Raw genomic sequence first — 13,005 nt, forward strand, 5'->3', positions numbered from 1 at the left:
GTCCCCTCCCCTTACAAGGGGAGGGTTAGGGAGGGGTCAAACAATATTTGATACACTAATCATGACTTGACAAACATCCTCTAAGCGCCAGCAAGAAACAATCGACAAAAATCTACGGAAAGTTTTGCCAAAAATGAACCGAGGGAGGTAGAAACCCACAGTTGGCTTCCCTTCAACTGTGGGTAGTTAATTACTTACTTATCTGCGACGATTCCATGGACCAAAAATAGCCAGTGTAATACCCGGAGACTGAATGTTAACAAACATCGTTCTACCGTCAGCAGAGAAGCAAGCGCCAGCAAACTCACTGCTACCCAGATTATTCATGGCAAATTGATAAACTTCACCTTTGCCGTTAACACCCACAATATAATCAGTACCACTACCATCCTCACATAAGAACAGGTCACCCCAAGGAGCAACAGTGATATTATCCGGAGCTTGTAAAAATTGACCACTCGGAGAAGCTTCAACTACTAAAGTTAACTCTTCTCTCGCCGGGTCATAAGCCCAAACTTGACCATTACCTCTGGCGTTAGCAGCATCAGATACAGGTGGACCACCTTGAGAAGCAACAAAGTAAACCATTTGATTACCATACCAAGCGCCCTCACCCCGGAAGAAAATGGCAGCACCCTTGCTTTGAGCTTCGTAACGCACACCAACCCCAGCATCAGCATTCTCAGCATCTGGGTCGGGATTATCAATTTGCACCCATTCTACAGGCAATTTTTGACCAACCTTAACCTTTCCAGGTTCACCACCAAAATTAGGATTATTGATAGTATTGAGGGCAAAGTTTTCCGCACCTCTAACTTTTAAAGCATACAAACTACCACCTTGAGCCAAGTCCCCAGCCTTGGTAGGTCTGACATTAGGTACAAACCGATAGAAGCAGCTATCACCACGGTCTTCAGTTTCGTACACATAGCCAGTTCTGGGGTCAACAGCTATAGCCTCATGGTTAAAGCGTCCCATGTCTATCAAGGGAACTGGGGTGACTAAACCGCTATTCGGGTCAGCTACAACCTCAAAGTTGTAACCGTGTCTAACGGTTTCGGTCCCAGCAGTACCAGTGGTGTTAGTGCTTGTAGAAAAGGTTTCTTCACAAGTAACCCATGTCCGCCAGGGTGTCGGTCCACCTGCACAGTTACGAACAGTACCTGCTAAGGAGTTAAAGTTTGTGATGGGTCTGCGGTTTGCTCCCACTACAATCGTACTGGTTCCCCCCTGAGCGCCCGTGGAGTAGCGATTATCACCACTCACAGGGTGGTTAGCGGAAGTACCCAGTTCATGGTTACAAACTAGAATTGTTGAGCCGTTAGCCCCAGAGTATGCAGCCATCCCGTCATGATTCGATGGTACTGTGAACCCGTCGCCCATTGGCTCACCAGTAAAATGGAAGGCCGTGTAGTTGAATGTCCGAGGGAGTTTTAAAATCGGTATGTTCTTAAAGTTATCAGGCAGTTCAGCTGTGTTTAAAGGTAGCTTGTCCTCCAGTTTTCCATAACCGGTGCTGTTGGGCATTTCACCACGGGCAACCCGGGCATAAAATGCTTCCAATGGTGACAGCATTGTCACGGTAGCTGCACTTGTGCCAGCTAAGGTTAAAAATTTACGTCTTGAGACTTGCATTGTGTTGTTCTTCTCTTTACCTAAATACGCGATCGCCCTGTACGCAGCAGCGCTTCTCTATCGCACTATCAGAACTTATTCGAGGAACATTAAGGTGGAATAATAACTAGTTTAATTTGCGGTTATATCAGGGAACAGGGTTGAACCCCCCCCCACAACGTTTTCCCTACACAGCATTTTCCAGGAATCCAGGCGAATTGTAGGCAGAAGAACACAACACATATAGGATTTAGAGTACTTTATTTTTGATGCCACCATCTTGTAATTTGACATTTATGTTAGATTTAAGTGTTTCTTATAATCAAGATAAAAATCTTTGTATCTGTCAAAGGTTCTTATTTATCCTTAATGAAGTAGTAATAAGTTATTAAATAATGCCGAGGATTCTTGTCATAGACGATGACGCAGCCATTTCAGAACTAGTGGCCGTCAATTTAGAGATGGCTGGCTACGATGTCAGCCAGGCGGAAGATGGTATCAAAGGTCAAGCGCTGGCGCTACAGCTACAACCTGACTTAATCATGCTTGACCTGATGTTACCCAGAGTAGACGGGTTTACAGTTTGCCAACGCCTACGGCGGGATGACCGCACGGCGGAGATTCCCGTCTTGATGCTGACGGCTTTAAGTCAAACTCATGACAAAGTGGAAGGCTTCAATGCGGGGGCGGATGATTACCTCACTAAGCCCTTTGAAGTTGAGGAGATGTTAGCACGGGTGCGAGCGTTATTGCGACGTACTGACCGCATCCCCCAAGCAGCAAAACATAGCGAAATTCTCAACTATGGGAATTTAACTCTGGTTCCAGAAAGATTTGAGGCCATATGGTTTAATCAAACAGTGAAACTCACTCATCTGGAATTTGAACTCCTGCACTGTTTGCTGCAACGCCACGGTCAGACAGTTTCCCCCAGTGAAATCTTGCGGGAGGTTTGGGGTTATGACCCAGATGATGATATTGAAACTATTCGGGTGCATATCCGCCACTTGAGAACTAAACTAGAACCAGATCCCCGTCACCCCCGCTATATTAAAACAGTGTATGGGGCAGGATATTGTTTAGAGTTACCCAGCTTACCTCAATCCAATGAGAGTGCTTCCGCATCAGTGATAGAGTGAAATTTATCCGGGATTTCACCCATCTGTAAAGTTATGTAACCTACTCTACGAACAGTTTCACATCAAGTTATTTACCCGTTGATATTTGGGGGGCATCTGATCAGCTAAAGTATGGAATAATTACAGGTGTGAATTAGGTATGCAAAAAAACTTTTTTCAGACGGAGAAGTCCCGGTCTTAGATGCATCTACAAAAATAGGCGGTCATTCCATTCTTCGGGGAAGCATGGCTATAAATGTGCATTCCCAAACTAACCGCGGTTGGGCGTAACACAGTAAGAATTTACGAGTTTGTTCTAGTTGGTGCATGATTTGTGGTTGATGCCACTGTTGCCAGTAGGATTGTTGCAGATAATCCACTAACCATAGTTGTGCTTCTGTGTCTAACTCTTGGGCGATTTTCTTGGCTAATTCTAAAGCTTGGCGGTAAGATGATGGTCTTTTGCTCACATCTTGGAGTAAGGTTTCCGGAATTGCTTGTAATTGCTCATAAGATGCGATCGCACTACCCGGACTACCAGCAGCCATATTTAATAGCGCCTGATTTGCCAAAATTGCCCCATGTCCTGTTTGGGTCAAGACTTGAGTTAAGGACTGTGTATCCAACGGATAAAAGGGGATACGTTGACAACGTGACACCAATGTGGGTAAAATAGACTCAGGAGATGGTGCAATTAAAATTATTGTCGCTTTTCCCGGTTCCTCCAAAGTTTTCAGCAACGCATTAGCAGCAGCTTCCGCCATTGTCTGGGCTGACTCAATAACCACCACGTTTCTGGGTGCCTCCCAGGGAGGACGGCTGAGAAATTCCCCAATTTCCCGGATCTGCTCTAGTCTGATTACCGGGGGAGCTTTGCGCTTAAGTTTTTTCTCCGCTGCTTCTGCGGCCGTGAATCTTTGCCCTTGGTATTGGTAAGTTGGTTCTACCCACCACAAGTCAGGATGATTACCTTGACGCAACCGATTTTGTAACGTAATCAAGTTAAGTGTTTCTACGTAAAAAAGTAGTTCCACAAAGCACCTAGCAGCCAAGCTTTTACCCACACCATCTATGCCCACAAATAAATAAGCCGGGGGGACTCGGTCTTGTTTAACCCCTTGAGTAAGTAGTTCAATGGCTTGGGATTGTCCTAACACTGGGGCAAATAGGTCTGGTATCACGCAATACTGCCTCGTTTTCTAGCTTCTTTGTAGGAAGTTCCCACATTTCTCAAACCGGCTTTAATCATTTGTCTCTCTAAAAGAGCAAAAAAACGGGTTCTATCTCCTCCCCTGACTACTGCTTGATTATGGGCTTCTGCGATCGCTACAGGGTAGCCTTGGCCTTTCTGCACCTGGGACAGCATCAGCGCCAGCGCTTGGTTCAGCATACCTGTATCTTCAGCTACCCAGGCAGGGAATTCTATCCGGGCAATTTCACTGCCTACATGGACGTGGCAAAAGTAAATTATTTGCTGCTCATAAAGTTCTAAAACCCGGTTATTACTACGCCATATCGGACCACGTTGTCCTGGTTGTAATGTCGTTCCCCATAAAGTAGTATCTCTCAAAGTGTCAAAAACTTGACAAGGAGATTTTTCCGCAGGGTCTGGACAATAACTTTTACAGTCGGGAACCTGATGGGGACAAGTCAATAATCTGAAAAAGTTGGTAGAATCAATGTGGCGAGAAGCGCTCAGATATCCTAACAGGGGAATTTTAGCCAGATGCAACTGTTGCCATGCTTCCAGGATTGGTGGTAAAATGCGATCGCGTGCATCTAAAGGTAACTGCTCTAAAAACCAGTAAATTAAAGAACCATCCACCATTGCTAAGGCCGGAGCTTCTCCTTTAGCTACACAAGCTAATTCCGCTAAAACTGTAGTTTCCGAAGCAGTGCGGCGATATCCCATCCACTCCTCAGTTTTAATTCCCCATTGCCGAGATATATATAAATCCTCCGGGCGATAAAATACTTCTGGTAAACTATCTAGCAGTGGTTGGCGGTTTTGTCCATAGTGTAACACTACTCTACCAATGTTCAACAAGTAACAGTAAGCAATTTCATGATGGTTGGGCGCAATTTGAGACCCGTCAGTAGCGATAACCGTATGCACTTTGGGGGGGACTAGAATATTAATGCGGGTTTCCAGGGGTTCCATGGGTGTAGCATTCGCAAACAGAATGCGATCGCGCCATCGTTGCTGAAGCTCTATCAACTCTTGCTGGGACTCATAAGCTTTTTGTAAATATTCTTGAGCTAATTCTAACCTCTGGCGACTTGCAGCAGCTTCTAAACTCAGATGTTGACTTAAACCCTGCATTTGTCGCGCTAATTTTGTAATATCTAGCATAAAATAACCTAGGTCTGGTTGGTTGTGTTAACCACAGTTATTTTATATTGCTATAAATTTATCGCACTTATAGCACAATTTTTAGATTTACTCAATCATCTGTGAGTGGAAAAAATCACCACAGATGAACACAGATGATCATGCGCCTAGGGTTTGAGGCCTTATTGCCAGGCAGCAAAGTTTTTAGTAAACTGGGACAGGCTTAGTAGTCCGATTGTCGGATGAATTTGGGCTGCTTTCCTTTCTGTTTGGGTATTATATCCCCAGTCTGCCAGAAAAAGTTCAACATCTTTCAAGTCCGTTTGCTGTTGCACCAATTGCAATGTTTTCAGCCTATCTTCTACAAACCACAGTTTAACCGGTTTCTCTGCAGCCTTACCAATTAATTCTCTCAAAGTTTCATATTTGGGTCGTTTAACTTCCTTACCGAAAATTACCCCCGGTGGTAAGTTCACCCCTTCCCTTGCTAATAACCGCTCAACAAAGCGTCCTTCTTTGGTAGTGACAATGTATATTTTTGTTTCACCGGCTAGGGTGATTTTCATTCTTTCCACTACGCCGGGGTAAAATCTATGCAGGTTTAGCCAACCTTCTAAATCAGTTTTGATCCATTCATCCCGCAAATTGTCAAGTTGCAGGGCAATTGTTTGGGATTGCAGACTATACTCTAATAAAATCCGCAGGGTGATTTTCCCCCATTCCTGCAAAATTGAGGTTTCGGGAATTCCATCTATTAAAGCTTTGATTAAAACTGGCATTTCCCAACCCGTTTCAATCACTGGTCTGAGGCGATAGAATCTTAATGGTAAATCATCTGGCGGCGTGTTATCTACTGGAGACCAAATTTTACAATAGGTTTTCCATGCGACTTCAAAATACTCTATTAGTCCATCGCAAATTACTCCATCAAAGTCTAAGGCTAAAATTGTGGGACTGCTTCCGGTCATTTTGCTGGAAAATAAACTGCTTTTGTTAGATTAACGAAGAATTTTCAACTAAGCTGTAATTTTTGTCAGTATTTAATCATTTATGTATTTTTACGACTCATTCTTGATGTCAAAATCCCGTTTTTAGGACTAAACAGTAATGCTAACAAAAATAAGCCTGACGCTACTAAAACTATCGCCGGACCAGAGGGTAAATTAAAAAAGTAGCTGAGGTACATTCCGCTAATACTAGAAATACACCCAGCAAATGCGCCTAAAATCATAACTTGATGTAACCGGTTCACCAACAGGTAAGCAGTCGCTCCCGGTGTAATTAACAGTGCTAAGACTAGGATAACGCCTACAGTTTTCATACTAGCGACAATTGTTAAAGCAATCAGCACCATTAAGCCAAAGTTTAACCGATTTACCGGTAAACCCGCAGCTTGCGCCCCCAGCGGGTCAAAGGTGTAAAATAATAGTTCTTTATATAATAAGAACACAACTATTAAAACTATAGCCGCAATCATGGCCGTGTCCCGCACCTCCTGGAATGTTACCCCCAGAATATTACCAAACAGAAAATGACTCAGGTCGATTTTTTGGGTCTTTTGAATCACTGTAATTAAAGTGATCCCCGTGGCGAAAAATGCAGACAGGACTATACCCATGGCCGCATCTTCTTTAATGGGGGAGTGGGTTTTTATCCAGGTGATGGCGATTGTACTGATTACCCCGGCTATAAATGCCCCTAAATAAATGTTTGCTCCTAGTATAAAGGCGATCGCCAGTCCTGGCAAGACTGAATGACTGATAGCATCACCCAGTAATGCTAATCTTTGCACCATTAAGTAACTACCCACCACGGCACACAGCAAACCGACTATAATGGCGACCAGGAGCGATCGCTGCATGAAGGTATATTGTAGTGGCTCAATTAATGCTTCAATCATAGGTATTTAGGGTTTGCAACAGAAATTCTTTTCGTGGGGATAGGGAACACACCGAACACACAAAAAACAATCAAATCCAGTCCCCTCCCCTTACAAGGGGAGGGTTAGGGTGGGGTGAAATAATATTCGATACACTAATCATGACTTGACAAACATCCTCTAACAGCAGAAACAGAGATAATTTAAGCAGCATGATTAAAGTACATAACTCGACCACCATAGGCGCGATTCAGGTTTTCTGCTGTCAGAACTTGCTCTCGTACACCTGTAGCGATTAATTCCCGATTGAGTAAAATTAAATCATCAAAGTGAGTAATTGATTCGCCTAAATCGTGGTTAACCACTAAAACAATTTTACCAGCGGCGGCTAATTCCCGAAAGACAGTAAAAATCACAGCTTGGGTTTTTTGGTCAATCCCCGCTAGTGGTTCATCACAGCAGTATATATCTGCTTGCTGTGCCAAAGCACGGGCTAAAAATACTCTTTGTTGTTGTCCCCCAGATAATTCTCCTATAGGGCGATCGCAATATGCTAACATTCCTACCCGGTCGAGGGCGTTTTTAGTTTCCTGACGACTAACCGGGGAAAAGCTACGTAACCAACCCGTCTTTTTTACCCTTCCCATCATCGCCACATCCCACACTGTAGCAGGGTAACTCCAATCTATTTGATTCCGCTGGGGGATATATGCAACTTTTTCTAGTTGCTGGGTTAATAGTTTCTCTTTATACAAAACTCTGCCACTACTCAGGGAGACCAACCCCAGCATGGCTTTCATTAACGTACTTTTACCAGCACCATTAGGACCAAAAATCCCCGTGATTCTCCCTGGTTTAATCATACAGTTTACATCTGTTAAAGCTGCTGCTGTGTGGTAATGCACCCCAACATGGGTAATATTAATACTTGTATTTGTAACTGCATAGTTCATGGGGTACACAGGGTCTAGGGTGAACATTTTCGCGACTTCCCAGAAAAATGAAAAGAATATGAGAATAGTGTACCTTAAATATGAGAAGAAGATGAGAACAAGTGTAACTCAATGAAATCAACAGCTAGATTATTTTGCCCAGGTGTGGTAGGAGTATTGTTAGGGTTGGCCATAGGCGGATGTAACCAAATAGATAGTAACCCCGTCTCCGGGGGGATTGATGCACAACCACGAGTAGTCGCAACTAATACTATTATTGCTGACTTAGCTGAGGTAGTCGGCGCAGAGGACATTGAATTAATTAGTATTCTCCAAGCAGGTGTAGACCCCCATGTTTATGAACCCACACCAGCAGATGGCCGGGTTTTAGAAACGGCTGATTTAATCTTGTATAATGGCTATGATTTGGAACCCGGACTAATTAAGTTAATGAATGCAGTGGGTCAAAAAGCCCATAAGGTAGCAGTGGGTGAAATCGTCTCAGCCTTGAAATTAGATCAAGGTGACGGGAAAATTATACCAGACCCCCATGTGTGGGGAAGTGCAGAAAATGCCATCGCTATAGTAAATATAATTCGGGATGAGTTGATTAAATTATCCCCCCCAGACGCACCAGAATTTACTCAAAGAGCATCTGAATTAACCAATCAATTACAGCAATTACATAACTGGATTAATCAACAAATTCAAACAATCCCCCCAAATAACCGCCAACTGGTCACCACCCATGACGCTTTTCAATATTATACTCAAGCCTATGGCTTGGCGATCGCCGGGACATTAATCGGTGTGAGTACAGAAGAACAACCCAGCGCCCAAACAGTTGGGCGTTTAGTAGAGTCTATCAAAAACACCCGTGTACCCGCCATCTTTGCTGAGACTACAATCAACAAAGCCTTAATTACTACCGTTGCTCAAGAAGCCGGTGTAAAATTAGCACCAGGTAAATTATACTCTGATTCCATTGGTGCCAAAGGCAGCCATACCGATTCCTATATCAAAATGATGGTAGCTAACACTCGCACCATTGTAGAAGCATTGGGAGGTAAATACACACCATTTCAACTTAATTAATTACATTTTTAACATATTTTTTTCTAAGTGGATGTTTGTCAAGTCATGATTAGTGTATCAACTATTGTTTAACCCCTCCCTAACCCTCCCCTTGTCAGGGGAGGGGACTGGATTTTATTGTTTTTTGTGCGGTCGGTGAGCGAAGTCGAACCCGTGTTCCCCAATCCTTCCTATTCCCTGTTCCCTGTTCCCTGTTCCCTAAGATAAAAATTACCTGTTGAAAACTTATCAAACATCCTCTAAGTAACAGATGTCAGAGGTACCCTTGGCGATCGCTACTTAATTTAAACTTAAAAAATATACTAATGAATAAACCCATCGAAGTCCGTAACCCTCGAAATGGCAAATATGACTATGTAATTCTCCCCCCATCTCCTAGATTATTATCACACCAGTGCCAGCACGCTCGCAGGGCGCAAACTCGCTGGTATCACATCGGTTTAGAAGCCAGAATTGAGGCCTTACAGACATGGAAACAAGCAATAGTCTCTGTTCAGGAACAGCTCACACAGGCTTTAGTAACTGATACCGGGAGACTGTCCACCTCAATATTAGAAATAAACACTTTCCTAGATAATATTGACCGTTGGTGTGACTTAAGCCCAGAACTACTACGAGACTCGGCTAAAAATACAGCCATCCCATTTATCGCCCTAGAACAAACATCAGTACCTTACCCCTTAGTGGGAGTAATTAGCACCTGGAACCTACCCCTATTGCTATCCACAATCAACACCATTCCCGCATTAATAGCAGGTTGTGCCGTCATTGTCAAACCTAGCGAGATTTCACCCCGCTTCGTCACCCCCCTGATTACAGCCCTCAAGACTGTACCAGACTTGCGTGATGTGTTAAGTTTTGTCGAAGGAGGAGGAAAAACCGGCGCTAACCTCATAGACAACGTAGATTTAGTTTGCTTTTCCGGGAGTCTAACCACAGGGAGAAAAGTAGCTCAGGCCGCAGCTCAACGCCTCATTCCCGCCTATTTAGAATTAGGGGGAAAAGACCCAGCCATTGTTTTAGAATCAGCCAATCTGGAATTAGCCACCCGTGCTATTTTGTGGGGTTCAGTATTCAACGCTGGACAGTCATTTGTTTCCATTCAAAGAATTTACGTAGCCCAATCAATATTTACACAGTTTTATCATCAACTCATAGCTAGAGCTATTACTTTACACTTAGCCCATCCCCACCTTGACAGTGGAGAAATTGGCCCTATCATCACCGAAAAACAAGCCGCAATTATCAACGACCATCTAATAGATGCAATAGAAAAGGGAGCATTAATACATTGTGGCGGTAAGGTAGAACAATTAGGCGGGGGTTGGTGGTGTCGTCCCACCGTAATCACCCAGGTCAACCATTCTATGAAGCTCATGACAGATCCAACTTTTGGCCCCATTATGCCAGTAATGCCATTTACCACCCTTGAGGAAGCGGTATACTTAGCAAATGATTCTATATATGGACAGAGCGCAGCCGTGTTTGCACTCTCCCAAGAGGAAGCCTTAGCCGTGGGGAGACTTGATGCTGGTGCTATTAGTATTAATGATGCTGCTTTGACTGCTATTGTGTCTGAGGGAGAAAAAAATTCTTTTAAATTCTCCGGTCTGGGAGCTTCACCCCTGGGACGAGGGTTAATTCAACGCTTCCTCAGAAAAAAAGCATTTTTGATCAAAAACAACTCCAGTCCCGACCCTTGGTGGTTTGATCACAGTTGGGGCGATTTACACTAATCCACAATGGCTCTGCATTTTATTGATCTCAGAAGCGTTATAATTTAATTTCTTAATTTCCCAATCTGATATTTAACAAGGTGTAAATATGGCCAAAAGTGACAAAATTAACTTTTCTACCCCCAGCGGATTCCCCGAATTTCTTCCCAGCGAAAAACGCTTGGAATTATATTTGTTAGACCACATTCGCCGCGTATTTGAAAGTTATGGCTTTACTCCCATTGAAACCCCCGCAGTCGAACGTTTAGAAGTTTTACAAGCCAAGGGCAATCAAGGAGATAATATTATCTATGGCATTGACCCTATATTACCACCAAATCTGCAAGCTCAAAAGGAAAAATCCGGGGAAACAGGTTCAGAAGCTAGAGCTTTAAAATTTGACCAAACTGTACCCCTAGCTGCTTACATTGCGCGTCACCTCAATGAATTAACTTTTCCTTTTGCACGTTACCAAATGGATGTAGTCTTTCGGGGAGAACGCGCCAAAGATGGGCGCTTTCGTCAGTTCCGCCAGTGTGATATTGATGTAGTGGCTCGTCGTGAACTCAGCTTACTCTATGATGCTCAAATGCCCGCAATTATTAGCGAAATCTTTGAAAAAATTAATATTGGTGATTTTCTGATTCGCATCAATAATCGCAAGGTGCTTACAGGCTTTTTTCAATCTGTGGGTATTCCTGAAAATAAAATTAAATCCTGTATTAGTATAATTGACAATCTAGAAAAAATCGGTCAACCTAAAGTTAAGCAAGCTTTGGCAGCAGAAGGCATTAATACCGAACATACACAAAAAATTATTGATTTTATTAATATTCATGGTTCCGTTGATCAGGTTTTAGATAAGCTCAAGCATCTGGCCGAAAATCTCCCAGAAGCCCAAGTATTTAATTTGGGAGTGACTGAGTTAGCAACTGTCATTGCAGGTGTGCGTAATTTAGGAGTCTCAGAAAATCGGTTTTGTATTGACTTATCTATTGCACGTGGTCTTGATTATTATACCGGAACCGTTTACGAAACAACTTTGTTAGGTCATGAAGCTTTAGGTAGTATTTGCTCAGGCGGTAGATATGAAGAGTTAGTGGGAACTTTTTTAGGCGAAAAAATGCCCGGTGTGGGTATTTCTATCGGCTTAACTCGTTTAATTAGTCGCTTACTTAAAGCTGGTATTCTCAATACTTTATCTCCCACACCAGCCCAAGTGATGGTCGTAAATATGCAAGCAGACTTAATGCCTACTTATTTAAATGTATCTCAAAACCTGCGCCGCGCAGGAATTAATGTAGTAACTAATTTTGAGCAGCGCCCTTTAGGTAAACAATTCCAACTTGCTGATAAACAAAGAATTCAATTTTGTGTAATCATTGGCTCCGAGGAAGCTAAAGCCCAAAAGTCATCTCTCAAAGATTTAAAATCCGGTGAACAAGTCGAAGTCACCCTAGATAACTTAGCACAAGAAATTAAAAACCGGTTAACTAGCGTAGTAAGCTCCCCAACTTCTTAAATAATTCCCATAATCTCATATAACTTGTCCACAAGTCGGGGATCTGTGCGACTCGAAGATCATGTATTTGATTATCTTGACCAAATGCGATAGCCAAGCGCTGCAGCTCAGTACAACCGGGGAATAAATTACCCGTCTGATCATGATTGTTAACCCTATTTATAAAGTTATATTTAACACCCAGTCGGATTTATCCGACTTTAGCTATCAGACAGGGGTTTCTAACCCCCGACTCCCGGTTGTGGTATAAAATAGCGCCAGCGCTGCAACTAAAGCGGAGCGCACCAGATCGTCAACCGTCAACCGTCAACAAAACAGCGATCGCACTAGCTAACTTCATAAAGTTGGATATTACGGAACTGACTATCAGCATTAGGATTTACTACATCGTGGTCATTCACTACAGTGAGGTAGTTAAAGTTACCTGTGAAGTAATTTCCTACGCTAATTTGGTAAGCTTTCCAATCTTGCTCCATGCTGTAGTTGTTATAGTTTTGTAATCCCCAATTTTGAGTACCACTGAGTTTGAATGTTGTTTGTGGACTAATTACATTATCTGTGTCAAAGCCAATGGCATGAATTTCTCCAGCGCTAGTGCTTCGGAATTCAAATTTTAGGATGGTGTTGGCAGTAATGTTGTAGTTGCCAATGTCCAGTTTTTTCCAGGTATTACCGAATAAGTCTAATTGAGTTTGATCATCGGAAATAGTGTGGTGACCATTCAAATCTTGTTGAGGGTCGTAAGAAGAAATCAGGTGGTCGTTGGTTTGACCGTTGATGTCAACCTTAATGTTGGGA

The 13,005-nt window shown here is 43.1% G+C and carries 11 protein-coding genes; 4 read left to right on the forward strand and 7 right to left on the reverse strand.

Translation table 11 applies throughout. The annotated features are described in order from the left end of the window. Window positions 1–198 precede the first annotated feature (198 nt). Window positions 199–1,635, reverse strand: a complete 1,437-nt coding sequence (locus PN457_RS06975; protein ID WP_271732248.1) for an alkaline phosphatase PhoX — start codon at window positions 1,633–1,635, stop codon at window positions 199–201. Between the two features lie 374 nt (window positions 1,636–2,009). Between PN457_RS06975 and PN457_RS06980 the strand changes: the two genes are divergently transcribed. After that, window positions 2,010–2,753, forward strand: coding sequence for a response regulator transcription factor (locus PN457_RS06980; protein ID WP_271732249.1), 744 nt, complete (start codon window positions 2,010–2,012; stop codon window positions 2,751–2,753). Window positions 2,754–2,956: 203 nt separating this feature from the next. On the opposite strand, the gene PN457_RS06985 is transcribed toward PN457_RS06980, so the two are convergent. The 5 genes from PN457_RS06985 to PN457_RS07005 all read right to left on the reverse strand — a co-directional run bounded on the left by PN457_RS06985 (window position 2,957) and on the right by PN457_RS07005 (window position 7,896). Then, the gene (locus tag PN457_RS06985) at window positions 2,957–3,913 is read right to left on the reverse strand and encodes a DNA polymerase III subunit delta' (protein WP_271732251.1); all 957 of its coding nucleotides are present in this window, start codon (window positions 3,911–3,913) and stop codon (window positions 2,957–2,959) included. After that, entirely contained in the window at window positions 3,910–5,085 is a 1,176-nt protein-coding gene (locus PN457_RS06990) for a DNA double-strand break repair nuclease NurA (protein ID WP_271732252.1), read from the reverse strand. The genes PN457_RS06985 and PN457_RS06990 overlap by 4 nt, the downstream gene beginning before the upstream one ends. Window positions 5,086–5,246: 161 nt before the next feature. After that, on the reverse strand, window positions 5,247–6,032 hold the full coding sequence (locus tag PN457_RS06995; RefSeq protein WP_271732254.1) for an HAD family hydrolase: 786 nt from the start codon (window positions 6,030–6,032) through the stop codon (window positions 5,247–5,249). Between the two features lie 80 nt (window positions 6,033–6,112). Next, complete coding sequence (locus PN457_RS07000; protein ID WP_271732255.1) at window positions 6,113–6,964, reverse strand: metal ABC transporter permease; 852 nt, start codon at window positions 6,962–6,964, stop codon at window positions 6,113–6,115. A gap of 182 nt (window positions 6,965–7,146) precedes the next feature. Continuing rightward, window positions 7,147–7,896 carry a metal ABC transporter ATP-binding protein gene (locus PN457_RS07005; RefSeq protein WP_271732256.1) on the reverse strand — a complete coding sequence of 250 codons (750 nt, stop codon included), beginning with the start codon at window positions 7,894–7,896 and terminating at the stop codon, window positions 7,147–7,149. Between the two features lie 111 nt (window positions 7,897–8,007). Here PN457_RS07005 and PN457_RS07010 point away from each other — a divergent pair, with 111 nt between their 5' ends. The 3 genes from PN457_RS07010 to hisS all read left to right on the forward strand — a co-directional run bounded on the left by PN457_RS07010 (window position 8,008) and on the right by hisS (window position 12,207). Then, a complete protein-coding gene (locus PN457_RS07010) occupies window positions 8,008–8,970 on the forward strand; it encodes a metal ABC transporter solute-binding protein, Zn/Mn family (RefSeq protein ID WP_271732258.1) in 963 nt (320 codons plus the stop codon). 305 nt (window positions 8,971–9,275) lie between these two features. Continuing rightward, window positions 9,276–10,706, forward strand: coding sequence for an aldehyde dehydrogenase family protein (locus PN457_RS07015; RefSeq protein WP_271732260.1), 1,431 nt, complete (start codon window positions 9,276–9,278; stop codon window positions 10,704–10,706). 88 nt (window positions 10,707–10,794) lie between these two features. Then, window positions 10,795–12,207 (forward strand): histidine--tRNA ligase, encoded by a 1,413-nt coding sequence (hisS, locus tag PN457_RS07020; RefSeq protein WP_271732261.1) that lies wholly within the window; start codon window positions 10,795–10,797, stop codon window positions 12,205–12,207. Window positions 12,208–12,533: 326 nt separating this feature from the next. Here the strand turns inward: hisS and PN457_RS07025 are convergent. Further along, window positions 12,534–13,005 (reverse strand): hypothetical protein (locus PN457_RS07025; RefSeq protein WP_271732263.1); only part of this gene is annotated, 472 nt, incomplete at its 5' end.

This window comes from Anabaenopsis arnoldii (assembly GCF_028331025.1).
Taxonomy (GTDB): Bacteria; Cyanobacteriota; Cyanobacteriia; order Cyanobacteriales; family Nostocaceae; genus Anabaenopsis; species Anabaenopsis arnoldii.

What these genes read in the sequence shown, in the direction of transcription:
- PN457_RS07015 (WP_271732260.1), top strand. Translation starts at nt 9,276, where the DNA reads ATGAATAAACCCATCGAAGTCCGTAACCCTCGAAATGGCAAATATGAC.
- PN457_RS06980 (WP_271732249.1), top strand. Translation starts at nt 2,010, where the DNA reads ATGCCGAGGATTCTTGTCATAGACGATGACGCAGCCATTTCAGAACTA.
- PN457_RS06990 (WP_271732252.1), bottom strand. Translation starts at nt 5,085, where the DNA reads ATGCTAGATATTACAAAATTAGCGCGACAAATGCAGGGTTTAAGTCAA.
- PN457_RS06975 (WP_271732248.1), bottom strand. Translation starts at nt 1,635, where the DNA reads ATGCAAGTCTCAAGACGTAAATTTTTAACCTTAGCTGGCACAAGTGCA.
- hisS (WP_271732261.1), top strand. Translation starts at nt 10,795, where the DNA reads ATGGCCAAAAGTGACAAAATTAACTTTTCTACCCCCAGCGGATTCCCC.
- PN457_RS06995 (WP_271732254.1), bottom strand. Translation starts at nt 6,032, where the DNA reads ATGACCGGAAGCAGTCCCACAATTTTAGCCTTAGACTTTGATGGAGTA.
- PN457_RS07005 (WP_271732256.1), bottom strand. Translation starts at nt 7,896, where the DNA reads ATGAACTATGCAGTTACAAATACAAGTATTAATATTACCCATGTTGGG.
- PN457_RS07010 (WP_271732258.1), top strand. Translation starts at nt 8,008, where the DNA reads ATGAAATCAACAGCTAGATTATTTTGCCCAGGTGTGGTAGGAGTATTG.
- PN457_RS07000 (WP_271732255.1), bottom strand. Translation starts at nt 6,964, where the DNA reads ATGATTGAAGCATTAATTGAGCCACTACAATATACCTTCATGCAGCGA.